This window comes from Streptomyces litchfieldiae, from assembly GCF_031845365.1.
Taxonomy (GTDB): domain Bacteria; phylum Actinomycetota; class Actinomycetes; order Streptomycetales; family Streptomycetaceae; genus Streptomyces; species Streptomyces litchfieldiae.
Window position 1 is genome coordinate 1 of sequence record NZ_JAVREL010000022.1, and the last position, 22,802, is coordinate 22,802.

17 protein-coding genes are annotated in these 22,802 nt (G+C 71.1%); 2 read left to right on the forward strand and 15 right to left on the reverse strand.

Translation table 11 applies throughout. The features are described 5' to 3' along the window. From eccCa to RM590_RS28975, 15 genes are all read right to left on the reverse strand, one after another. Positions 1–1,654, reverse strand: a 1,654-nt coding sequence (eccCa, locus tag RM590_RS28905; protein WP_311707698.1) for a type VII secretion protein EccCa, incomplete at its 3' end; no start/stop codon positions are given. 2 nt (positions 1,655–1,656) lie between these two features. After that, positions 1,657–4,146 (reverse strand): TPR repeat region-containing protein, encoded by a 2,490-nt coding sequence (locus tag RM590_RS28910; RefSeq protein WP_311707699.1) that lies wholly within the window; start codon positions 4,144–4,146, stop codon positions 1,657–1,659. A gap of 64 nt (positions 4,147–4,210) precedes the next feature. Beyond that, positions 4,211–4,558, reverse strand: a complete 348-nt coding sequence (locus RM590_RS28915) for a hypothetical protein (protein ID WP_311707700.1) — start codon at positions 4,556–4,558, stop codon at positions 4,211–4,213. 17 nt (positions 4,559–4,575) lie between these two features. Further along, positions 4,576–6,063 (reverse strand): hypothetical protein, encoded by a 1,488-nt coding sequence (locus RM590_RS28920; RefSeq protein ID WP_311707701.1) that lies wholly within the window; start codon positions 6,061–6,063, stop codon positions 4,576–4,578. 9 nt (positions 6,064–6,072) lie between these two features. Then, positions 6,073–6,417 (reverse strand): hypothetical protein, encoded by a 345-nt coding sequence (locus tag RM590_RS28925; RefSeq protein WP_311707702.1) that lies wholly within the window; start codon positions 6,415–6,417, stop codon positions 6,073–6,075. 43 nt (positions 6,418–6,460) lie between these two features. Then, a complete protein-coding gene (locus RM590_RS28930) occupies positions 6,461–6,775 on the reverse strand; it encodes a hypothetical protein (protein ID WP_311707703.1) in 315 nt (104 codons plus the stop codon). Positions 6,776–6,791: 16 nt separating this feature from the next. Next, positions 6,792–7,133, reverse strand: a complete 342-nt coding sequence (locus RM590_RS28935) for a WXG100 family type VII secretion target (protein WP_311707704.1) — start codon at positions 7,131–7,133, stop codon at positions 6,792–6,794. Positions 7,134–7,480: 347 nt separating this feature from the next. Continuing rightward, entirely contained in the window at positions 7,481–9,760 is a 2,280-nt protein-coding gene (locus RM590_RS28940) for a UvrD-helicase domain-containing protein (RefSeq protein ID WP_311707705.1), read from the reverse strand. Beyond that, on the reverse strand, positions 9,757–16,518 hold the full coding sequence (locus tag RM590_RS28945; protein ID WP_311707706.1) for a DEAD/DEAH box helicase: 6,762 nt from the start codon (positions 16,516–16,518) through the stop codon (positions 9,757–9,759). Before RM590_RS28945 ends, RM590_RS28940 begins: the two co-directional genes overlap by 4 nt. 133 nt (positions 16,519–16,651) lie before the next feature. Next, positions 16,652–17,599, reverse strand: a complete 948-nt coding sequence (locus RM590_RS28950) for a hypothetical protein (RefSeq protein WP_311707707.1) — start codon at positions 17,597–17,599, stop codon at positions 16,652–16,654. 50 nt (positions 17,600–17,649) lie between these two features. Beyond that, a complete protein-coding gene (locus RM590_RS28955) occupies positions 17,650–18,819 on the reverse strand; it encodes an AAA family ATPase (protein ID WP_311707708.1) in 1,170 nt (389 codons plus the stop codon). Beyond that, positions 18,812–20,095, reverse strand: a complete 1,284-nt coding sequence (locus tag RM590_RS28960) for a DUF262 domain-containing protein (protein ID WP_311707709.1) — start codon at positions 20,093–20,095, stop codon at positions 18,812–18,814. Before RM590_RS28960 ends, RM590_RS28955 begins: the two co-directional genes overlap by 8 nt. A 180-nt stretch (positions 20,096–20,275) precedes the next feature. Next, on the reverse strand, positions 20,276–20,527 hold the full coding sequence (locus RM590_RS28965; protein WP_311707710.1) for a type II toxin-antitoxin system RelE family toxin: 252 nt from the start codon (positions 20,525–20,527) through the stop codon (positions 20,276–20,278). Further along, on the reverse strand, positions 20,524–20,790 hold the full coding sequence (locus RM590_RS28970) for a type II toxin-antitoxin system Phd/YefM family antitoxin (protein ID WP_311707711.1): 267 nt from the start codon (positions 20,788–20,790) through the stop codon (positions 20,524–20,526). The genes RM590_RS28965 and RM590_RS28970 overlap by 4 nt, the downstream gene beginning before the upstream one ends. A 254-nt stretch (positions 20,791–21,044) precedes the next feature. Beyond that, on the reverse strand, positions 21,045–21,497 hold the full coding sequence (locus tag RM590_RS28975) for an ATP-binding protein (protein WP_311707712.1): 453 nt from the start codon (positions 21,495–21,497) through the stop codon (positions 21,045–21,047). Between the two features lie 160 nt (positions 21,498–21,657). On the opposite strand from RM590_RS28975, the gene RM590_RS28980 reads away from it, so the two are divergent. Both RM590_RS28980 and RM590_RS28985 read left to right on the forward strand, forming a co-directional pair. Then, positions 21,658–22,509, forward strand: a complete 852-nt coding sequence (locus tag RM590_RS28980; RefSeq protein WP_311707713.1) for a helix-turn-helix domain-containing protein — start codon at positions 21,658–21,660, stop codon at positions 22,507–22,509. After that, the gene (locus RM590_RS28985) at positions 22,506–22,760 is read left to right on the forward strand and encodes a DUF397 domain-containing protein (RefSeq protein ID WP_311707714.1); all 255 of its coding nucleotides are present in this window, start codon (positions 22,506–22,508) and stop codon (positions 22,758–22,760) included. Before RM590_RS28980 ends, RM590_RS28985 begins: the two co-directional genes overlap by 4 nt. Positions 22,761–22,802 lie beyond the last annotated feature (42 nt).

A 22,802-nucleotide genomic window follows, 5' to 3' on the forward strand; every position in this document is an offset into this window, starting at 1 on the left:
CACCCGCCAGGGCCTCCTTCATCCGGTCCACGAGGGTGAGGTCGTCCTCCAGATTGGTGATGACGGCGGCCACATGCGGCAGTTCCGCCATGCCCGCGAACGTCGCCCCGCCCTTGAAGTCGACCAGGACGAGATTCAGTTGGTCGGACGGGTGGGTGGCGGCCATGCCGAGCACCAGAGTGCGCAGCAGCTCCGACTTGCCCGACCCGGTGGCGCCGACCAGCAGTCCGTGCGGCCCCATGCCGTTCTGCGCCGACTCCTTGATGTCCAGCTCCAGCAGCCCGCCATCGGCCGAGACGCCGATGGGAACGCGCAGCCGGTCGCGCAGCGGGCGAGGCCGCCAGAGGGCGTCGAGGTCGAGGTGGCCGGGGTCGGGGACGCCAAGCAGCGCGGGCAGCGTGTTGACGGCGGTGGTCAGGTCCGCCGCGTCGGCCGAGGCGGCGGTGTCCACGCGGTAACGGGCCAGCGCGGCGGCCAGGGTCTCGGCCTCGGGGACGGACAGCCCGTCGGGGACGCCGAGTTCGTCGGTGGTCTCGCCGGCGAGCACCGCCAGCTTTCCGGCCTCGATCCGCAGCCGGACGCCGTGCGTGTCGGTGAGCGCGGCGGCGTGGCCGTCCGCGTCCAGGAGCGTGACGCCCTGCATCCCGCCGGGGTCGAGCAGCGCCTCGGCGCCGGTGACGAGGCCGCCGTCCAGGACGACGATCAGATGCGGCAGGTCCGGGTCGGGCTCGGCGTCGCGGTGGAAGCGGGTGCGGCGGGTGAGTTCGGCGCCGAGCCAGTCCTCCAGGACGGCGAGGCTGCCGTGGATCATGCGCACCGGGCCGGCGTGGTCCAGCTCATCCGGATGGTGGGCGTGCGGCAGCCACTTCAGCCAGGACCAGGCGGGGGCCTCGACGTCCCGCGTGCACACCACGACCCGCAGGTCCCGCGGCGAGTGGAACGTCACGGCCTGGCCGATCACGGCGCGGAACAGGGCGCGGGCCGCCTCGGGATTGTCCGCCGCCGTGACGGAGACCGAGGCGAAGCGGCGCAGCGCGACCTGCACGGGCAGGCCGGGCACCACGGCGTGCGCGTCGATGAACCGCTTGAGCGCGACCGCGCACAGCGGGTCCAGGTCCTCCACGGGCGCCGACTCGCCGGGGACCAGCGGGGTGGCCAGGTAACGCGGTCCGGTGCCAACACGGACGACACCGAAGTCGTTGTCCGCGCCACGGCGTTCCCACAGGCGGCGGCTGCCCGCGACGGTCCACAGGGTGCCCGGTTCGGGGGCGCCCCAGCGCAGCGCGGCGCGCTGGGCCTCCGCGGTGCGGCGCACCTCGGCCCGGGTGCGTTCGAGGTAACGCAGGTACTCGCGCCGTTCGTTGCGGGCGGCGCTCCGGGCGGAGCCGCGCTGCCGCATCACGGAGCCGACGACCATGGCCAGGCAGGACACCAGGAACATGGTGCCGACGATGTAGCCGATGGCGCCCCGGCCCATGGTCAGCATGTAGAGCACCGAGCCCAGCCCGCTGAGGGCCGGCAGGGCGGTCATCCAGAGGTTGCCGTCCTCCGGCTTGGGGAGCTGGGGCGGGGGCTTGAGCACCAGCTCCCGTTCCGGGACGGCCGGGCGGGTGGCCCGGGCCGGGCGGCGGAAGACGGTGGTGGGGCCGGTCACGGTCAGTCGCCGATGGCGTCGTTGTAGGCCTCCACCAGGGAGTCCCGGTAGGAGTCGTAGGAGGCGGACTCCAGGTCCAGGTAGGCGCGGCGCAGGTCCTCCTCGCCGGTGTCGGACGAGGTGGGGTCGGGCAGTTCGGTGCCGCCCGCGCCGCGGTAGTCGGCGCGGACGGCGGCGTCGGCGACGATGGACCGGACGGGGGTGTCGCCGTGCTCCAGCGCGCTCATCTGAAGGTCGCTCTGGAGCGCGGCCGGGTCGGGCAGCGCGTGGCGGACGCTCTCGGCGACGCCGTAGGTGCCGGCGATGACGGCCAGCTTCCCGGGCAGCGGCGGGGTCACGTCCTTCACGGCCGAGCCGGCCGCGGCGATGGTGGCGATCATCGACGACTGGCCGCGGCCGGTGCCCGCCCCGGACACCTCGGCCTGGTCCTGGACGTGCTGCACGGTGCCGGCGACCCGGCCGATGGCGTCGAACGCGGCGGCCTGGTCGCCGTTGCCGTCGGAGTCGCGCACGAACGCGTTGTAGGCGGTGGTCTCCTGCCAGGCGCCGACGCCGTTGAGGAAGTTCTGCCGGGGCTCGTCGCCGGTGCTGTTCATCAGGGAGAACAGGGCCTCGCGGTCGCCGCGCGACAGCTCGAACGAGTAGCGGTAGTCGTTGCCGAACAGGTTCCGGTCGGTGCGGGCATTCGGGTCGTCGGGGTCGCCGGGCACCGAGAACCCGGTCTCCTGGGCCGACTTGGACAGCATGTCCATGTACTGGAGGGAGGTGTCGCCGATGGCGTTCTGGAGGGCCGTGTGGTCGCTGTGGCCCAGCTCGGTCATCATGCTGTTCTTCGCGAGGATGCCGTCGGCGTGCGCGGGCGCCGAGGTCAGGACGTGGTACCCGGCCTCCACGTAACGCCGCGCCTCGTCGCTGTTGTGGTCCACGCCCGGCGGGATCGTGGTGCCGCTGGCGATCAGCTCGGCGGCGCCCTGGCTGTCCTCCCAGCGCTGGGAGAGCAACTGGTCGCGGAAGTCGGCGTCGTTGAGCAGGCCGGCGGACGCCTCGGTGTTGAGGGCGGCGGATGACAGCAGGCCGCTGCCGAAGGTGTTCTCGACGTAGTCCTGGTCGTAGCCGCTGGCGCTGTACTGCAACGAGGTGCGGGTCTGGACGTCCACGGCCGCGTGCGCGAGGTCCTCGCTGAACTGCTCGCCGGAGCCGATGGTCGCGGTGCCCATCAGGTCGCCGAACCCGTTGAACCGGCGCAGCTCGTCGTTGAACGCGTCGCTGCCCAGGGTGGGATGGGCGCGGCCGGATTCGTCGGAGGGGTAGAGGTCGCTGTTCTCGTAGTTGTAGACGAACGGGCGGATGCCCTCGGGCACGCGGTCCGGCCGGGCGGCCGGGTCGATGCCGCCGATGTCCGGGTTCAGCAGCATGTTGAGGCCGTTGGCGACGCGCTGCGCGCCGGCGTACTGACGGCCGGCCTCGCCGGGGTCCAGGCCGCGGGTGTCCTCGGTGAGCGCGCCGAGGGCGGCGAGGTCGTCGGCGTCGAGCTGGCCGTAGAACTTCTCCAGGTAGGCGAGTTCGCTCGCGGTCAGCTCGCGCTGGGCGGCGCCGGGGTCGGCACCCTCGGCGTAGATGCCGAGGACGATGGAGTCCAGCCCCTCGGTGTACATGAGCAGGACGTCGGGGTTTGGGTTGTCCTTGGCCAGCTCCTCGGCGAGCTGCTGCCCGGCGTACTCGCCCATCTCGTCGGTGGTGAAGATGCCCAGCGGCCCGTCGGACAGGTCGTAGCCCAGCTCGCCGAGCTGCTGGCCGTACTCGGCGAGCTTGCGGCGGTAAGCCTCGATGGCGTCGGCCATCTCCGCGTCGTAGGTGACGGCGAAGTCGGCGGCGTTGCGCAGGTGCTTCTCGCGGATCTCGGTGGCGAGGCTCGCGGGCAGCGAGTACACCACGCCGCCGCCGGACTCGGCGTGATCGGCGTTGATCGTGCGGCCGTCGTGGGTGACCGGCAGGGCGATGGTGCCGGGGACGGCCGAGCTGCTGTTGTGGGCGGCGACCGCGTCGGTCAGCGCCTGCTGCCAGCCGTCCCAGGAGTTCTGCGCGCCGGCGAGCTGCCGGACGTACGCCTCTTCGAGGAAGCCCTCGGCGTACACGAGGTCGTACACCTCGCGTTCGGTGTCGATGGCCTGGTTCATGGCGCGCACCAGATAGGTGACGACCTCGTCCATGTCCTGGCCGTTGCCCTGGAGGCCGCGGGCCGTCTCGTCGATGCGGCCCTCGGCGTCCACCAGGGTTCCGCCGTCGATGCCGCCGGAGTCGGCGCCCAGGTCGGTGGCGTGCTGGGCGAGTTCGCCCGCGCCGCTCGCCTCACCGGCGGCGCGGGCGTAGACGGCGGCGGTGTCCCCCATGTCGTCGGGGTTGATCTCCGCGGTGAACTCCCGCTGCCGGGTCCATGGCTTCTTGCCCGCCTCTTCCTCGACTTCGGCGCGGGTGAAACGAAGATTGGGCATGGCGGGCTCCAGGGACCGGGCAGAGGTGCTTGGGGGTGCGGATTGCTGGGGTTGCGGGGCGGGGTCAGATGCCGTCGGCGATGCCGCGCGCCACGGGCGAGTCGGTGAGGGCCGCGGCGCCGATGGCGGTGTTCGCCCCGGCCTCGGTCTCCTCGCCCAGGGCGGCGACCTGGTAGTCGCTGGCGGCCATGTTGTCCCGGCCCTCGGCGGCGCCCGCGACGCCCCGGGACTGGGTGTCGCGGGTGTTCGTCACCGCGGTGACGAACTCGTCGGCGCCGGCGTAACTGGCGGCGTTGGGCGTCGCCCGGCCGAGGTAGTGCCGGGTGCTCTCCGCCGCGTCGGCGGCCCGGCCACTGCCCTGCCCGGACTCCCGGAAGCCGTCCGGGAGGTAGTAGAGGCCGTCAGCGGACACTGGTCGTTCCTTTCCGTTCAGTCGCCCAGGACGCCGCTGCCGGCCCGGGCGCCGGGCGCCCAGACGGCGGGGTCCTCGGTGAGGTCGGTCGGCCGGCCCCGCGTGCCGCGCTCGTCGCGGCCGGTGCCGCCGGAGCGGGCCCCGGCCGCCGCGCCGGGCGGCGGGGCGCTCGCCGGGCGGGCGCCGCCGGCCAGTTGGTGCCGGGCGACGGCGTCCCCGGCCCGGGTCCGCCAGGTGGCGGCCGGTTCGCCCACCGGCCGGGGGCGGGCGGCGGCGCGGCCGGCGCGGCCACCGCCGTGGCCGGCGGCGCCGGGCGGCGGGGTGAACGGGCGCCCGCCCTGGGCGGCTTCGTGCAGCGCGAAGCGGGTGGCGACCCGTGCGCGCTGGCCGAGGTGGCGGTTCGCCTGCCCGATGAGCTGGTTCCGGGCCGGCCCGGCGTGGCCGATGCTCGGCGGCATCACCCCGCCGTACAGCGCGGCGAGCGCCGCCGTGCCGCCCAGGGGGCCGGTTCCGGAGACGATCCCCGCGGCGCCGGCGATCGCGCCGGGCCCGGCGCCGAGCCCGGACAGCCGGGCCGCGTACTCGGTGACCTCGCCGAACGGCTGCCCGGTCACCGGGTCGATCCACCGGCCGGCGACCGGATCGAACTCCCGGCCCGTCGCGGGGTCCACCAGGAAACCCGAGCCGGGGCTCTGCACCCAGCCGGCGAAGTCGCCTCCCTCGGGGCCGACCACCCGGGAGTGGGGATAGTCGCCCGCGCCGATCACGCTGCCGTTGGGCGCCTCGACGCGGCCGGCCGAGCCGGCCCCGGCGGTGCCGCCGCCGGACGCGCCGTCGTCCGCCCGCGCCCCGGACGACGGGGCGGAGTCGGCCGCGGCGGCCGGGCCCGTCGCGAACGCGCCGGTGGCCGCCGAGGCGGTCGACGCGGAGGCGAACGACGAGGAGGCGGACGACGAGGAGGCGGACGACGAGGCCGTCGTGCCGCCCCCGTCGGTGCCGGGCGCCTCCGGCGGCTGGGCGCCGATCACCTCGGCGAACGCCGCGCCCAGCTCGTCCAGGACGTGCCGCGCCTCGTCGGCCAGCCGCTGCTTCTCCTCGCCCGCGACCTCATGGGTGCGGACGACGCCCATGCCGACGTCGATCGCGTCGACGCGCTCCGCCTCCCAGACCTCGACCTCCGTGTACTCGTCGTCGAGTCGCAGCGCCTGCTCGCCGGCCTGGGCGGACCGCTCCCCGGCCCGCAGAAGCTGCTCGGCGACCTGTTGGGCGACGGCCCCCGCGCCCGCCGCCCAGCCGCTGGTCTCCTCGATCCGGTCGGCCAGTTCGAGCAGACCCGCGCCCGGCTCGCCCGCCGCCTCGGCGGCGGTTCCGGACAGCGCGCCGCGCTCGGCCTCCGCCGCGCCGGCCAGCGCGGTCCAGGCGCCGGCCGACGCCTGGATCGTGTAGTGCTGGGCGCTGAGAATCTTCCGGATCGTCGCCCTGAACGCCTCATCAGTAGCTGGCATGTCCCACCATCACTCCCGGGTTTCCATGAGCGTGTCGAAGGCGGTGGCGGCCTCGATCCGCGCGCTCGACAGCGTCGCCCGCGCGGCCTCGTCGGACTCCTCGCCGATGCCCGCCGCCGCGGCGGCGCTGGCCCGGATGTCCTCGACGGTGAGCCCGGCGCGCTCCAGCTCGCGCAGCATGGACTCCGCCGCGGACCGCAGGGCCTCGGCGGCCAGGTCGGCGTTCGGCACCTCGCCGAACATCGCGGGGTCCGAGGCGATCTCCGCGAAGCGGGCCTTCATTCCGGCGAGACCGTCGCGCCGGGCGGCCCCGTCCTCGGCGCCGTGCAGGGCGCCGACGTTCATCGTGACCATGTCGCCGATCCGTTCCCGAATCCGATTCCGACTCCGCCCCGGTTCAGCGCCCGCCGCCCATGGCCGCGCGCACCATCGCGGCGCCGCCCTCGTTGCCAATGGTCTGGACGTTGCGCATCGCGGTGTTCTGCGAGGTGACGCTGTCGTCGAAGCCGGTGGCCTCGCGCCGGAACTGCTCGTCCCGGTCGCCGAGAACGGTGCCGATCTGCGCGTCCACCTGGCCGTTCTCGATGAGCTGGAGGAGCTGGGTGCGGACGTTGTCCCAGATCTCCAGGTAACGCTCCTGCTGGCCGGAGGTCTGCGACTGAATGCCGTCCAGACCCTCGTTGCGGAAGTGGATCATGCCGTCGAGGGACATCGCTGCTCCTGGGATGTCAGATCTGGCTGGCGATGGACAGGTCGGGGGAGGTGCTCGGCGCGACGACCTGGGACAGCACCTGGTGCGCGTCCGCGTCGGTCTCGCGACCGGTGTTGGCGGTGAGGCCCAGGTCCTGGGAGAGCCCGTCGAGGGCGTTGGCCAGGGCCTGGCCGGCGCGGCCCAGGTTCTCGTAGGTCTCCACGGCCTGGGCGGTGCCGCCGCCGTGGTAGGCCATGCCGACGTTGGCGCTGTGCCCGCCGATACCGGCGGCGACCTCCTCCATGTCGGAGTAGGCGTCGTTGATGATGCCCATGACGCGGTCGACTTCTTCGGGAGAGAGCTTGATCTCTTCTTCCATCGGTTCCTCACTCGCGCTGTAGCGGACAGCGATGGTCCGGTCACCCGGCCATACGTAGCCGTATGTTGCGCGGCCATGATCCACCGGGAATGGCGAATTCCCGTCGACGTGCGCGTATCAGTTCGGTAGCGGGGACACGCACAAAGAGACTCAAACTCCGTGAAAGAACAGGGGAGTTCGGAATGTTCCCGACCGCGTTACCTGCCGTTCAGCCACGGTTCTCCGGCCACCGGGCGCCTCCGCCGGGCGCCCGCTCGGTCCTCGGCCGGAAGCCGCCGTCGAACTCCTCGCTGCTGGAACTCCGCTTCGCCGCCAACCACCTCGGCCGAGAAGAGACCTGCGGCAGGTCACCTCAGCGTACTGCGCACTCCCAGAGGGCGGAGGAACCGGCTGGGTTCGCCGTTCCAGGAGATGGTGAGAGCGTCGCGCGCTCTGGTCGCCGCGACGAAGAGCAGGGAGCGCGCCCGTTGCAGTTCGCGCTTATAACGGGCTCGGTCGGTCTGGCTCCACGCGTCTACCGATGAGCGCGGGACCAGCCCCTCGGAGACGCCAGCAATGATCATGCGGCGGTACTCCAGCCCTTTGAAGCGGTACATGGTGCCAACATGCACGCCCTCGTCACGCCGCGGCCCCTCCGAGGTGATCTTCGTGGACATGATTCCCCGTCGGCCGAGCCGGGAGACGACATCGTCGACCTTCTCGTTCGTCGGGACACAGATCGCAACGGACTCACGCGGGATGTCGTGCCACGCCTGCACCTGCTCAACCACAAGGTCAAGCTCCTCATCCCAGCTCTCGGCACCTCGCAACGACGGACGGAAACCGTGCAGCACCGACCGGTATCCGGCCAAATCCTCGGTGCCGCCGTCGAGATCGTCGTAATCGGTCCCCTCCAGAACGCCGATCGCGGCCCTCAAGATCTCGCGCGTCGTGCGGTAACTGAGCGTCAATCTGGCTGAACGCCCACGAATATTGACGCCCAGGCTGCCGAGAGTGACCTGGTTGTCGTAAATCCTCTGGTGGGTGTCACCGACAAGAAAGATGTCGTTCGCGTCCTGCGGCACCATCGCACGAAGCATCTTCCAGTGGGCAGCGCCGAGGTCCTGGGCCTCGTCCACGACGATGTGCCGGTAGCGATAGCGCAGCCAGGCGCCGGACCCGGACTCGACATGGATATTGTCCAGGCCGCCGCGCTGCTCCTGCTGCCTGCGGCGCTCCTCGATCTTGGCCTTGCGGGCGATCTCCAACTGGGCCGCTCGCTCCGCGACCTGGCGATGGGTCTCCAGCCCCTTGACCTCAAGTCGCTGGGTGAAGCGCTCCGCGAGCTGCCAGATCTCGGCCCGATCGGCCCGGGAGACACTGCGGCCCCGGCCGGCCCGTCGGACCCGGAAGTAGTCGGCGCGGGAGGCGACGGCCTGCCCCAGGATCACCTGGTTCCATTCATCGCTCAGGAATTCGGCGTCCCAACGGCTCTCGCCCGCCTCGACGAGCAGTTGCCGCCACTCGCGCAGGGCCTGGGTGTCGTCGATCCTGCGCTTGTTGTTCCCCGGGGCGGACTCGCTGACGACACGCGTGGCCAACTGATCGACATGCATGATGTCGACACGAGCCAGCGTCTCGGGGCCGCCGAGCGAGATCAGGCGGGTGCGCAGGTCAGCGGCCAGGTTCTTGTTGAAGGTGGTGAGCAGGACCGGTTTGCTGTGCCCAGGTGGCAATTGATCCACAAGGTACTTGACGCGGTGCAGGGCGACGATCGTCTTTCCCGTTCCGGGACCACCGCCGACCCGCGCGGGGCCCGAGTAGGAGCGGTGCACCAGCTTTTCCTGAGTGGGGTGGAGGAAGACCTTCCAACGGCCGAAGTCGCCCTCCTCAAGGATGCTCTGGAGCGACTCGTCATCGGTGATCACCACGGCCTGCGAGCGGTCGACGGCCGCCTGCCAGTCCTCGGGATCGGCCTTTTCCGCGCCTTCGACCGCGACGGGCTCGGTGACCTCCTCCATCACTTGCTCGTAGGGAACACCGTCGCGCAACCGCAACAGCACTTCGCCCGTGTGCCGCGGCGCGTACTCGGCAAGCCCGAGCAGTTCGTCGTCCGTGGTCAGCTTGAGGACAATCGGGATCAGCGGCTCGGCCACGCCGAGGTCCGCCAACCGCTCCGCGCTGTACTGCCCGAACAGCGTCTCGACGGCCGCCGGCCGGGGTGCCGGCTCTGGCGCCGACGATGACTCGGACGGCCGCGCGGGCGCCTCCCGCCGCAGCACGTCCTCCTCGACGACCTGGAGATCCACGTACTCGATCGCACCGGTGACCTGGTTGATGCCGTAGGCCAGGCGGTCGAGGTTTCGGTGGACGTGGCCGCGGTGCTTGACCGAGACCAGCAGCCAGTCGTTGCCGCCCAGCCGGAGCAGCAGGGCCCGGTACTCACGGTTGACCCGTGCGGACCACAGCCGCTCGTGGCCCTTGAGCGGCTTGAGGTCGAAGCCGCCCGCCTCGGGGTTCTTGCGGAACTCGTGCTGGAACTTGTAGACCGCTCCGACGATCGCCCGGTCCAGCTTGACGATCTCTCTGTCCGCCTTGTCCAGCAAGCGCAACGTCACCCCGGTGGCCGGCTTACCGGTGCTGGTCATCCGTCCTGCTCCTCGTCGCTCTCGTCGGCGTTCTCGGCCGGGCGGTCGTCTGCTTCGGCGGACCGTGCCAGTGTTTCGGCGAGTTCCCTGGCATCCCATTCGGTGGCGGGCCGAACGCGCCAGCCCGCCGCCTCGTAGGCCTGGTCACGGTCCTCCGCATCACGGTCAGGAGTCCCGTCCGCACCTCGTTGGTGGGCCAGGACGACACCAATACGGTGGGAAGGCCAGGCGAGCTCGGCCGGCCAGGCCGCCGCACCCAGCTCGAACCCCGCTTGGGGCGCGGGCACGCCCAACACGGCTAGTTCCTCGGCGAGTTCGGCCAGTCCGGGCTCTTCCACCAGGTAGGCGATGACCTCGTCCCAAGCAGGGTCGCGCTCGGCTTGGGCATGCGGCTGCCCTGTCTCGCCCACCTGCTCGGCCGTGCTCCGCTTCGCACCCGGCTCGTGCGCCCGCCGACGGGACTCCAGCCACCCCGCGCCGCCAGTCACGGCCAGTTCCACGGGGTCGAAGCCGGGAAGCTGGCTCGTCGCGAGTTGCACGCCGTCGCCCTCGCCCTCGTTGAGGAACTGGAGCAGGTTGGTCCAGTACAGCCAGGCCTGCCAGCGTCTGCGGTGCGCGTTCTCGTCCCCGCCGATGGCAGCCGCGCTGTCGTCAAGGACGGTGAGGGCGGTCCATACCGCCGCGGCCTGCCCCCTGCGCAGGTCGAGCGCGATCGTCAGGGGGCACCCACTGCCGTCCTTGGTCGCCATGACCTGGACGGCTCCCCGCCCGCCGGACAGCCGCTTCCCCGCCAGCGCCTCACCGATGCGGCGGCCGGTCTCCGGCCCGTCCGCGAGGGCCCTGCTGGTCGCCGCCACCGCGGCGAATCCGGCGAGGGCGCTCTGGGTGCGCCGCCGCCACACGCCGGGGTCGGGGCTGGTCAGGTAGCCGATCAACGTTTCCACCGGGTTGGCCCAGACGAAACGCGGCAGGTCGCGGGGATCGCCGCCGTGCAGCCGCCGGTGAATGTCCGATGCCGTCTTCTGCGCGGTGTTCTGATACGGCACCCATACAGGTTCGGGGGACGGCTTCGAGTGGCCGGTCCAGGCCCGCACGTCGTCCCAGGTGAGCTGGAAGACCTGCCAGCCGTGTTCGGAGCGCAGCCTGGTGCGCCTGGCCGCGTCGTCCGCGACGCGGTTGTGGCCGGGACTCGCGTGGTAACGATAGCCGTCGAGGTAGACGGCGACGCGTCGCCGGTCGTCGTCGATGCTGCGGAACACCACGTCCGGCACGGTGAATCCGAGGTCGGTCTGCGTCTCCATGCGCCAGCCGCTGACCTTCCCGCCGGGGGCGGTGAACCGCAGGACGGTATCGCGCTCGCCGTCCGGAGTGAGCGCGGTGCGCACGCTCACCTCGTCAACGCGCTCCGCCCAGGCGAGCAGCCCTCGGCGGAACAGCGCCTCCAGCTCGCTTTCCACCTGGCGGACGAGACTGATTTCCTTGGTCGTCCCGGCTTCCCCGACGACCCAGCCGTCCCCCGCGCGGCCGAGGAGTTCCCCGAGCATGTCCAGGGCGTGTTCGCGCGAGACCAGTTCGTACTCGTCGCCTTCGACGTGCCGCAACAGGCAGCGGTGGCAGGCGGGCCGTCCCTCGGCGACGCAGACGCAGCTCTCTATGGCCTGCCGGGCCCGGGTCAGCACGTCGCGCAGCCCGTCGCGGCCCGCGAGGCGGTGCAGATAGCCGGTGCCGCCGGGCAGCGTGTCGTACAGCACGAGGAAGTGCCTGCGCAGGTCCGTGTCGCCGCCGGGCTCGGGCATGGAATCGCTGACCACGGCCAGGTGGTCGGGGTCACCGCCGTAGCTCCGGGCGATGCCCGCGAGCAGCACCGCTTTGAAGGACACCAGACGTTCCCGGGTGTGGGCGGTGACGGCCGGGATGAGGATGCGCAGCGCCTCACTGCGCAGTTCGTGGGCAAGCAGCAGCCTGACGCCCTGCTGCGCGGCACGGGCTCCGTCGAGCCCTTCCCGCAGGCGGGGGCACCATGGCCGGTGGTACTGCGTGGCCCGCACCGCGACGAGCGCGTCCTGCTGTTCCGCCGCGGGTCCGCCGTCGGGGTCGGCGTATCCGCAGGAGTCGCAGACCCAGAAGGGGTTGAGCCGCACCCGGCGCCCCGCGAAGGCGTCATCCGCGCCTCCGTCCACCCGGGACGCGCCCACGTTGATGTGCCGGATCACGGCCTGCCGGGAGAACTCCCAGCCGAACGTGGCGTGCTTGTGCTTCCAGGCCGCCTCGACGCGTTCCTCGGGGATGTCCACGGCCGGCACGACGGTGTAGAGGCGGCGCTCGCGCTCCTCCGTGTCGTCCCGTACGCGCACGTCGTCCCGCTGGTCCCTGGCCAGGACGCGGTGGGGAACCAGCACCCTGTGCAGGCAGCCGACGTCACCGATTGCCGCGGAGCCGCACCGCGAGCAGGCGGAGGAGTCCTGCTGGGCCCGGTGCGTACGGATGTGTCCGCAGTCGGGGCAGACGCGCCACCAGATCCAGGCCGGGCGGCCGGGGCTGCCGATGTCGAGGCCGGTGATCCGGTGCTTGTAGCCCTGGACGTAGTAGTGATTGCCGGGCGCGAAGTCCTCCAGGGCCAGGCGTGCCGAGCGGTTGTACTTGAGAACCTTGCTGTGGTGCTCGGGGCGTTCGCCGCCCGCCTCTTCCCGCCAGGTGAGGGTGGCTTCGAGTTCGGTGACGGAGTCGACCAGGCTGTAGTTGGGCAGCAGCCCGAGATCGACGAGGGCGCCGTGTGCGGTGGTGCGGCTGATCTCCTTCGCGCTCCGGGCCACGGCGCGCCGCTCGGCGCGCAGTTCCCGGCCCTGCCGTTCGTGCTCGGGGTCACCGGCCACCAAGGCCGCGTGCGCCTTGTCGATGGCGCTCATACGACGCCGCATTTCGTCTCGTCGGCTCTCCCACTGCTCACGAGCCCGGTCAAGTGCTTCGGCGAGGTCTTCGGTCGCGTATTTCCGGAGCTCGTCGGCCGCCTGCGGGCTCACGCCCGTCCCCTTCTCCTCGTCGTACGGGGGAAAGAGCGCGAGGAACTTGTCGGCCAGCCGCGCGCCATCGGCGAGGGCGGCGTCCCCGAACTCGGTCAGCCAGCCCGACGCGCCGAACAGGTCGCTGGCGAAGTGCGGCAACGGCAGAACCGGGTCACCGTCCCGGGCCGACAGGCTTCCCGCACCGGCCAAGTCGAGGAGATGCGCCATGTACTGGCGGCGCAGGATCTCGATGGCGGACAGGAAACATCCGGGCGGCTGAATGTCACCGGCAATCATCTGCCGCGGGGCGTCCAGGTAGTAGCGGTCCCTGGGGCCCCGGTCGACCATGGTGAGCAGGTAGGCGTTGCCGGTGGCCCGGCCGGCCCGGCCCACCCGCTGCGCGTAGTTGGCCGGCCCCTTGGGCAGCGAGGCGAGTACCACCGCGGACAGGTCGCCGATGTCGATGCCCAGTTCCAGAGTAGGAGTGCAGGAGAGAACCTGCGGGTTGGCGTAGTGGGCGTCGGTACCCGCCCGGAACGCCCTTTCCACGGCCTCCCGCTTGGGGCGGCTGAGGGTGCCGGTGTGCTCGGCGGTGTTGATCGTGAAGACCCCGGCCTCGCGGTACATACGCCGGTAGAAGTCCTCGGTGAAGTCCCGTCGCCGCACACCGCTTTCCAGGTCCTGGCCGGTGCGCAGCAGTCCGCCGCAGCGGTAGCGCGGGCAGGGCAGGCCGTGCCACTGGTCGGCCAGGTCGGGGTGGATGGTCTGTTCCCAGAAGCAGACCGGGCAGTGCGCCGAGGCGTCGGCCACGGTGTCGTCCGCCAGCTTGCGCACCTGGACATGACCTGGCTGGAGGCCGTACACCCGCGTGGCGCCGTCCTTGGCGGTACGGGCCGAGAGGACGCCCGCGTCGGTGAGGGCGGGCAGCAGGCGCCCGAGGAAGGCGTTCGCGGCGTCGGGGCTCAGCCCGAGGCTGCGCCGGGTCCAGTCCTGGTACCAGCCGAGCCGTCCGGTCACCACGTCGAAGTCGTCGCTGCCCTGCTTGGGGCTGCCCAGCAGGAAGGCGGGGGCCGACACCCCTGGCGGGAAGGCCGGCATGCCGGTCCTGCGCCCGCCCCAGATCAGCCAACGCCGCACCCCTGCCTGGTCGATCCAGCCGTCGAGCCACGCGTGACGGATCGCGCCACGGGTTCGCAGCCGTTCCAACAGCCCGCGGACATGGCCGATCCAGCGCTCCGGGCCCGGCACGGAGCCGTCCGGCAGGGCGATGTCGCCGGGGGTGGTGTGCAGGAGTTCCCGGACGATCTCCGCGATGGCGTCCGGGTCATGAAGCGGAACGTCCGCCGCGACGGTGCGGGTCAGTTCCAAGGTGCGGCCCTGCCGGGATCTGAGCCCGAACTCCAGGACCGCGGCGAAGGCAAGACGCTGGGCGATGAGCTCCCAGGTGGGTTTGGAGCCACGACTGCGTCCGGCGAGCAGGGTGTCGACGCCGCGCACGACGTGCAGGTCAGGCGGGATCACTGCGGCCTGCACGGCCTTGCTCTCCACGACGTCCGCGATGAGGTCCGCCGCCAGATCGCTCAGCGCGATCGGCTCTTCCTCGTCAATACGGCTGGCCAGCAGCGAGCGGAAGGAGAAGGTGTACGAGCGGCTGGCGACGTAGCCGGCACGGTGGGCGGCGTCCTGGACCGAGTCGTTGAACAGGAGGGTCTTGTCCTCCCCGAGGAGCTTGTCGAGCTCTCCTCCGGTGAACAGCTGGGTAATGGCGGCCGCGGCGAGCGCGGCCAGGCCGGTGCCGAGGTAGCGAATGGCGTTGAACGTCCGGCAGGCCGGGCACTGGTCACCCTGCGCCGCCCGCTCGTCTGCCAGGTCCGTCAGCACGAACGCGCCGTCGTGCAGCGGCTTCGCCACCCGTGATCCTCCGCCGCCCGGCGGCGCTTCGAAGTCCGACTCGGGCGACAGCGGGCGCAGGCGTCCGCTCAGTCCGTCGAGCACCATGACGGTGGGGCCGCTGCGCGGCTTCTCGCCACCGAAGGCCGCGTCGTAAACCTGCTGCGGGGTGGCCGCGATCATGTTCCGCACGCGGCGCTTGTCGCGGCCGACGGAAGCGCGGCGGATCTTCGAGGCGTTCATGTCGAGCTCCGCCGGATCCGCCTCCGGGGAGAGCGCCGCCCAGCCCGATCGGCCGCACTCCCGGCAGAAGACGGCGGGCAGGAAGACCTGGGCGGGCGGTGCCGCACTGTCGTCGGCGGGCACCGCCAGCGCCGCGTCGTCCGCCGGGCCCGGCTCGGGGCCGCGGCCGGTGGTACGGACCAGCTTTCCACTGGAGGCCACCCGCTCGTCGTCCCAGCGGAACTCGGCCCGCGCCGCACTGATTCCGCGCAGCACCCGGGAGACCGACCGCACCCAGTGGTGGATCTCGATGGACAGCAGCGGCCGCCCGGGGTTGTCCGGGTCGCGGGCCGTCGACAGCAGTGCGACATAGCGGGCGAGTGCCTGGGCCGCGACGGCCGGCGTCTGCTGTACGGCCATACCCCAGTGGTAGGCGTACCGCGGCAGGATCTCCATGACCTCGGCCATGGTGCGCGGGCTGCCGTCGAGGATCTCCAGGATCGCGGCGGTCAGCCGATGGCGGCGCAACTGACGGCCGAGTTGTTCGGGACTCAGGCCGCGCTTGTGGGTAAAGGCCGCGGCCAGCCGGTCCAGGGCCTCCGGGTCCCGGGTGGGGTCGCCGAGGGCGGCCACCTCATGGGGCGGCGGGAAGGGCAGCGAGAAGTCGCTCGCCCCCGCGAATTCCTGTGCGCCGCGCCGGTCTTCGCCCACCACCGCCTCCGGTGGGAACGGCACCCCGAAGACCTGCTCCGCCACATCCAGGATGGAGTTGCCCCCCGCACCGGGCCCGCCCTCCCCCAGGGTGGCCGAGGTGGCGACCGGGCAGACCGGGCCGAGCGGCCGTCCCGGCTGGGCCAGCCCGGTGACGGAGCCGAGCCTGCGGAGCAGCATCGCCACGTCCGTGCCCTGGGCCCCGTCGTAAGTGTGGAACTCGTCCAGCACGACATAGGCCAGCGCGGAGCCTCCCTCCGCTTGCCACAGCCGTTGATCCTCCGGCCGTTGAAGGAGCAGGTCCAGCATCTTGTAGTTGGTGATCAGGATGTCCGGGCGGGTGCGCCGGATCTCGTCCCGGTCGACGGCCACGCGCGGGTTGGCCCGCTTGAAGTCCTTCGACGCCCTGTCGCCGATGTACAGCCCCGCCCGCACGCCCGCGTTCCTCAGCCGCGCGTCCTGCGGGCTGTTCAGGCGGTCGTTGATGCGGTGGGCCTGGTCGGTGGCCAGGGCGTTCATCGGGTAGAGCAGGACGGCTTTGACCCCCTCCCGTCCGGCCTCGCGCTCCCGGCGGCAGTGGTCGAGCAGCGGGACGAGAAACGCCTCGGTCTTGCCGGAGCCGGTCCCGGTGGTCACCAGGGTGGGCCTGGCCGGTCCATGGAGCGTGGAGAGCCGCTCCCAGGCCAGCTCCTGGTGACGGTGCGGATGGAAGCCCCGCGGCCACCACGTCAGATGACGTTGCCAGCCCTCGCCCTCGGCGGACCGGAAAGGGGTGCGGATACGGAGGTAGGGGCCGCGGAAGATGCCGTCCTCGGGATCGCCGAGGAACCGCTCCAGGGCGCGCCGGGTGCTTTCGTCCGCCAGCGCGTAGGTCGTCGACAGGTACTGGCTCAGGCTGTCGCGTACCTGCTCGGCGGCGAGGGTCGGTCGCACGCGCGGTCCCCCTTCTTCTGCACGTTGTCACACAGCACGTGACGGGTCCACGCACCAAGGTAATGGGGCGGGCTGCCGTCCTCGTCCAGCGGGAGGCGTCCCGTACCTGCGACGACGGCGAGCAGGGCACCTTTCAGACCCCGCGCTTGCCACCGACGTAAGCGACCCGCAGGGTGCGTTCCTCGGGCACCAGCCGGAAGTGCAGCCGCCCCTTCTTGAAGTAGATGTCGGCGTGCCAGTCGAAAAGCCGGTCGACCCCGTCGAGATCGGTGAACCAGCACAGCCGCCGACGGGACTCGAACTCCTGCCTGACGTACGACCGCCACTTCGGCGCGATGGGGTGGGCCGCCGGGTCCCATGTGGTGACCGTGTCGTCCAGTTCCGCAAGCCGCAGGCACACCGATCTGATCCAGTCGGCGGACAGCCCGCCCAGGTCGTGTTCCACGCGGGGCAGGAACTGGAGGCGAGGGAAGAACGCTGTGCGCCGCTTCCACAGTTCGGCCCCCGTCCGCACCTCGTCGAGGCCGTCCTTGCGCAGGGCCCGGAGCTGGTCCCCGATCCAGCTCAGGTGCTCGTCGACATGCGCCTCGCTCGAAGCGTGCCGGATGTCCACCTGGCTGATCGCGAACCCGGACTCCCCGGACTCGTCCTCCACCAGTTGTTCACGCTCCAGCAACAGCCGGGCCGCGTCCCAGCGTGGCTCCACCGGTAACGAGACGCCGAGCCCCTCCAGCAGATGGGCCGCGCCGAGCCCTTCCACGGTCTCGCCCCGGTGGCGATACTCGACGTCGAGGAAGTCCGCTCCGTCCGGGAAGGCCATTTTGAAGGGCGCCTTGCTCTGCATCTGGAGCATCCGCCGCCAGGCGTCGCGGTTCCTCGGGTTGCCATGCCACTTGCCGATCGGGTAACCCTCGGCGATCTGGAGGCCGGTGATCGGGTCCTTGCTGACCAGCACCGTGCCGGCCCGGTCGGCCCGGACCGCGGCGAGCACGGCCCGCGCCAGCTCCGTCATGGCCCGGTCGGCGAGTGCCGGGGCGCAGCCGGTCCCGCAGGACCTCTCGTTCAGGAACAGCAGCGGCACGTTTCCCCTCCCTGTGTCGTACGTGCCCTTCGTACCCGGAACCGTTCCGCTCAGCCGAGCAGTTGGTCGAGCGTGTTCTCCAGCTCGTCGAAGAAGCCCTCCGGCCACTGGTCGAGCAGCCCGTCCCGGTCGACGCGCGGACTGACGATGTCGGCGCCCGTGCCGTCGCCCCGGAAGTAGTGCAGGACGACGTCGTCCGGGGCGAGCAGTCCGCGCTTGACGGCGAGCCGCGCCCCGTTGAGCACATGGTCGCTGTGCGTCTCGACGATGAGCTGTGCGCCCCGCGCCGCCGCGGCGGCGGCCAGCCCGGCCATCCGCGTCTGCCCGTGCGGATGCAGATGCGCCTCGGGGTTCTCCATGAGGACGAGAGAGCCCGGCCGCGCGGTCAGGCAGGCCACGACGATCGGCAGGGCGTACGTCAGGCCGAAGCCGACGTTGGTCGGGCGCCGGCGCGTGCCCTGCGGTCCCGCGAATCCGTAGGACAGCCGTACCGCGTCCGTTCCCTCGATGGGGGCCGCCTGAATGTCCACTCCCGGGCACAGCTCCCCGATCCAGGCGGCGGCCTGTTGGAGGAGCAACGACGACTGGGCACGCGGGTGCCGCAGCGGGCCATCGGGGACCTGGTCCCCGGCGTGGTGGCGCAGGAAGTTGACGGTGTGCTCGCCCCGCACGCCGAGGAAGCCACGGCCGATGGCGGCGTGGTGGTCGCGCGGGTAGAACTCGGCCGGGGAGACACGGTCGGCGTGCAGGTACTGGAATCCGGCCGTGAAGTAGCCGGGGATGACCGCCGCTTCCCCGCTGGGTGGTGCGCCGCCCTCGGTCGTCAGCGGCAGGTCGGCGCGGGTCAGCGGCAGCAGGTTCTGCTCCGGCTCCCAGGCGACGGTCCAGGAGTAGCGGTAGTCGCCTTCGCTCACGGCAAGGGTGATCTCCGGCTCCTCCCCCGCGAAGTCCTCGTGCAGGACGTCCTGCCCGGTACCGAGGCCGACGAGTTCCCCGTTGAGCAGAAAACCTTGGCCTGGAACGTTGCTGATGCTTCCGCGGGCCACGTCGGGCGCCCGGTCGAGATCACCGGCCGTGTACGACTGGTGGAGCAGCCCCAAGGCTTGCAGCACGCTGCTCTTGCCGGAGGAGTTCAGCCCGGTCAGCAGGGTGAGCGGGCCGAGCGGCAGATCCACGTGCTGGAACGCCTTGAAGTTCCTCAGCGTCAGCCGGTCAATCACCGCTCGCCACCCCTCGGAAAAGCTCGCCCATCATCCCGAACCGCGTCCGGACCTTCTTCGGATCGCCGGTCGCCACGGAGATGGCACGGTCGAAGTCCCAGTCCGTCATCAGCTTGAAGAACTCTGTGTGCACCTTGTCACGCGACGCTACCAGCACCGCACGCCCCCCATCGCCCAGGACGGCGAGATTGACCGCCACCGCCTCGAACAGCGCCTTGTTGATGGGGGACTTGTTCTTGCCGCCGCGCCACTTCCGGAACGCGTGGTCCCCGAAGATGTCGGTGGCGCACTTCATCGCCTTGCGGAACTCCAGGGCGAGCCAGTCGCGTTCGGCGTTGTCGAGACGGTTGATGCGGTGCATGGAGTCCACCAGGAACTGGTCGAAGTCCTGTTGCCGGTGCTTGGTGGGCTCGGTCAGGCGGAACGCCATGAAACGCAGGACCATCTCCCGGTCGGCCATCCGCTCGTTCGACACGCTGTCGCCGGTGGCGTCCACGAACGCCGGGTCCTCCGCGAGGTCGGCGAGGAACGTCCTGGCCGGGCCCTTGATCATGGCGTGCCGGATCTCCTGCGGCTTCAGGGGCATGCCGCCGGTGTTGATCCGAGAGAACACGTTGAACTTCACGGTCTCCGGCGTCCCCTGCTGGATGATGTGCACCACCAGCTGGGTCTCGCGCAGCCTGATACGCAGTCGCCCGCTGAGGTCCTGGTAGCCGCAGCCGTGGTATTGCCGGAGGTAGTCCAGGCCGCGCAGGGTCAGGGGCAGCATTCCAACGGCCTCCGGCGCCATGAACCGGGCGATCGCGGTGAGTCGCTGGATGCCGTCCACGACCGCCCAGTTGTCGTCCTCGTCCTGCGCCATGTGGAATGACGAGATCGGGATGCGCAGCAGCAGCGACTCGATGAGGCGGCTCTGCTGGACATCGCTCCAGATACCGGCCCGGCGCTGGAAGTCCGGCGCGAGGTCGATCATCTCCTCTTTCAGCCGGGACAGCAGCAGATCGACCGTGGTCGCCTGGGTCTCGATCTTGATGCTCTCCGGCCGGAAGGGCGCGGAGATCGCGTCCGGGTCGTCCGCGTCCGGGGCGGAGTCGGCTTCGTCGGCGGGCTCCTCCAGCTCGACTCCGGTGGGCCGGCCGTCGTCCCCCACCTCGACCGGAGTGAACAGGGAGAACAGCCCGGACGATTCCAGGTCGCCGAACTCGTCCTGCGGCTGATACCGCCGATAGCCCCGGTCCCGCTCGCGCCCGCTGCCGCTGTCCTCCAGCCCTGTCATATCTCCCCGTCGTCCTCGCCGTACCGCTCGTGGCCCTGGTCCATGGGTCAGCCTATAGACGGGAAGCCAGCACGTCAGCGCGGCACCGTGGTGTTCCTGCCCCGCTCCCCCGGAGAGCCGGGGCAGCGGCCGGGGGGCGGCGACAGCTTTCGGCGGCTGCGCCAGGGGGGCGTTGCCTTGTCAGGGAATGCGCCCGAGATGAACGACGGTGACCGTCACCACGGCGTCCCGCACCTCGTAGAGAAGTCGGTAACGCCCGATGTGAATCCGGAGAACGTCGGGAGAACCGTACGGATGGGCTCCCTCGGGACGCGGGTCCCGCGCGAGCAAGTGCACCGCGTCGAAGACCTGATCCACTCCCTCCGGGTCGGACTTGCGGAATTCGATGAGAGCTCGTTTCGCGGCTGGGAGCCATTCAAGCCGGTAGCTCACGCCGCGCTGACCCGGGCCTCTCCCTCGGCCTCGCGAATGACATCGTCGTGCGGCACCGTCACGACGGTGCCGTTGGCCTGCTCCAGTCGGTACTGCGCGAGGGCGAGGGAGTCTTCCAGATCGGCCAGTTCCTCGGGGTTGATCAGTATGGCGGCAACCTGTCCGTGGTCGGTGAGGGCGATGCGCTCGCGGCTGATGGCTGCGCGCCGAACGAGGGTGCCGAGTTGGGCGCGGGCCGCCGCGATGCCATAGGTGTCAGACATGCCATCAAGTGTACACATTGTGCACCTTCCTGGGCGCGTGGCGAGCCGCACTGTCGCCGCCGCGAGGATCACCGACGAGCAACGCCACCGGTACGCCCCCTGGACGGCCATCCCAAGGAGACCGCATCCGGTAAGACCGGTCGGTCGCGCCCACAGCGGACCCGGGTGCGCGTCTCTGAGCCGCGCGAGCATCGCGCTCCCCGGCCCAGCACACGGTTCATCCCAAGAGAATCGACGCAGTCCGGCGAGACGCGTCAGCGCGGCAGGTCCAGTTCGGCGCGGACCGTCTTCCCGATCGGTACGCGGTCGAGTACCACCCACCGGTCGGCGAGCGCCTCCACCAGGAGCAGCCCTCGCCCGCCGTCGGCCACGGGCTGCGGCGGCGCGTTCAGCTCGCCGGGATTCGGAGGGCGCCGCTCCCCCCGCGCGTCCGATACGTCGATGCGCAGCGTGCCCGCGGTCAGGCCGAGGCCCAACTCGAAGTCCCGGCCCGGCACTCGGCCGTGCGTGACGGCGTTCGCGGCCAGCTCGGCGACGAGCAGGGCGGCGGTGTCGGAGGCCGTGGAGGAATAGGGGATGTCCCAGACGTGCAACTGGTAGAGAGCCAGGTGCCGAGCCAGGCGGGCGCCGAACGGGGTGGAGCTGAACCGCTGCCTGAACACACGTGCCGTTACGGGAGGGGTTTGCTGGGTGGGCGGTGGTGTCATGCCCCACAAGGTGGCCCTGCCGCGCCGCGCTTCACCAGATCAGCGACCCGTACGCTGCGTCAGCGTACGGGCACACCGCGTGGACAGTACGGGTAACCAGCTGTGACCATGGCCGGATTGAGAGTGCCCGACGAGGCGGGTGTGCGGGAGGTGTCCTGGCATGACGGACGGGATCGGCGGAGCGGCCCCCTGTGCCGGCGGCGGTGAGCCGGAGGTATCGGACAGCCTGAAGGCGTTCGGCGAGGTCGTCAAGGCCTTCCGCAAACGGGCACGGCTCACACAGGAGCAGTTCGCCCCGAGGGTGCGCTACTCGGTGCCCACGGTCGCCTCGATCGAACAGGGCCGGCGTTTCCCGCCGCCCGACTTCGTCGAACGGGCGGAGCAGGTCCTGGACGCGTTCGGCGCGTTGCGGGGTGCGGCGCGTCATCTGTCGCGGCAGCCCGGGCTGGCGAGTTGGTTCCGGCAGTGGGCGCGGCTTGAGGCGGAGGCGGTGAGTCTGTACACGTACGAGTGCCGCCTGATTCCCGGGCTGTTGCAGACGGAAGCGTATGCGCGCAGGCTGTTCGTGAACCAGTTGCCGCCCTTGGACGACGATCAGATCGAGGCCCAGTGGACGGCACGCGCGGACCGGCAGCGGCTCTTGCGGGAGCGCCCGAACACGGCGTTCAGCTTCATCCTGGAGGAACACCTGTTCCTGCGGCGGATGGGCGGGGTGGAGGTCACGCGGGGGCTGATCGATCATGTGCTGGGGGTCGCGGAGCTGCGGAACGTGGAGGTGCAGGTGATGCCGTTGGTTCGGGAGAACCACGCGGGACTGCATGGTCCGATGCGACTGCTGGAAACTCCGGACAACAGGTGGTTCGGGTACTGCGAGGGGCAGGAAAGCGGCCAGTTCATCGCCGACCCGAAGGTGGTCAGCGCGCTCCAGATGCGGTATGCCAGGATGCGCTCACAGGCTCTCACGCTCGAAGATTCCCTGAGCCTGTTGCAGCGGATGCGAGGAGCCCTATGAGCACGACTGACCTGGCCTGGTTCAAGAGCAGTTACAGCAGCGGTTCGGGCGACGACTGCGTCGAGGTAGCGCTGGCCTGGCACAGGTCCAGCCACAGCAACAACGTCAGCAACGCCTGCGTCGAGGTGGCCGCCTGCCCCAGCATCGTGCACATCCGCGACTCCAAGAACAAGCAGGCTGCTCAGCTCAGACTCTCCCCCGGCGCGTGGACGAGCTTCATCTCGTACGCGGGCCAGTCCCGCTCCCTGTGACGTTCACATGCCCCGCACCGAAACGATTCCGGCGCGGGGCAC

What these genes read in the sequence shown, in the direction of transcription:
- RM590_RS28930 (WP_311707703.1), bottom strand. Translation starts at nt 6,775, where the DNA reads ATGTCCCTCGACGGCATGATCCACTTCCGCAACGAGGGTCTGGACGGC.
- RM590_RS28910 (WP_311707699.1), bottom strand. Translation starts at nt 4,146, where the DNA reads ATGCCCAATCTTCGTTTCACCCGCGCCGAAGTCGAGGAAGAGGCGGGC.
- RM590_RS28985 (WP_311707714.1), top strand. Translation starts at nt 22,506, where the DNA reads ATGAGCACGACTGACCTGGCCTGGTTCAAGAGCAGTTACAGCAGCGGT.
- RM590_RS28940 (WP_311707705.1), bottom strand. Translation starts at nt 9,760, where the DNA reads ATGACCAGCACCGGTAAGCCGGCCACCGGGGTGACGTTGCGCTTGCTG.
- RM590_RS28925 (WP_311707702.1), bottom strand. Translation starts at nt 6,417, where the DNA reads ATGGTCACGATGAACGTCGGCGCCCTGCACGGCGCCGAGGACGGGGCC.
- RM590_RS28970 (WP_311707711.1), bottom strand. Translation starts at nt 20,790, where the DNA reads ATGTCTGACACCTATGGCATCGCGGCGGCCCGCGCCCAACTCGGCACC.
- RM590_RS28980 (WP_311707713.1), top strand. Translation starts at nt 21,658, where the DNA reads ATGACGGACGGGATCGGCGGAGCGGCCCCCTGTGCCGGCGGCGGTGAG.
- RM590_RS28975 (WP_311707712.1), bottom strand. Translation starts at nt 21,497, where the DNA reads ATGACACCACCGCCCACCCAGCAAACCCCTCCCGTAACGGCACGTGTG.
- RM590_RS28935 (WP_311707704.1), bottom strand. Translation starts at nt 7,133, where the DNA reads ATGGAAGAAGAGATCAAGCTCTCTCCCGAAGAAGTCGACCGCGTCATG.
- RM590_RS28920 (WP_311707701.1), bottom strand. Translation starts at nt 6,063, where the DNA reads ATGCCAGCTACTGATGAGGCGTTCAGGGCGACGATCCGGAAGATTCTC.
- RM590_RS28960 (WP_311707709.1), bottom strand. Translation starts at nt 20,095, where the DNA reads ATGACAGGGCTGGAGGACAGCGGCAGCGGGCGCGAGCGGGACCGGGGC.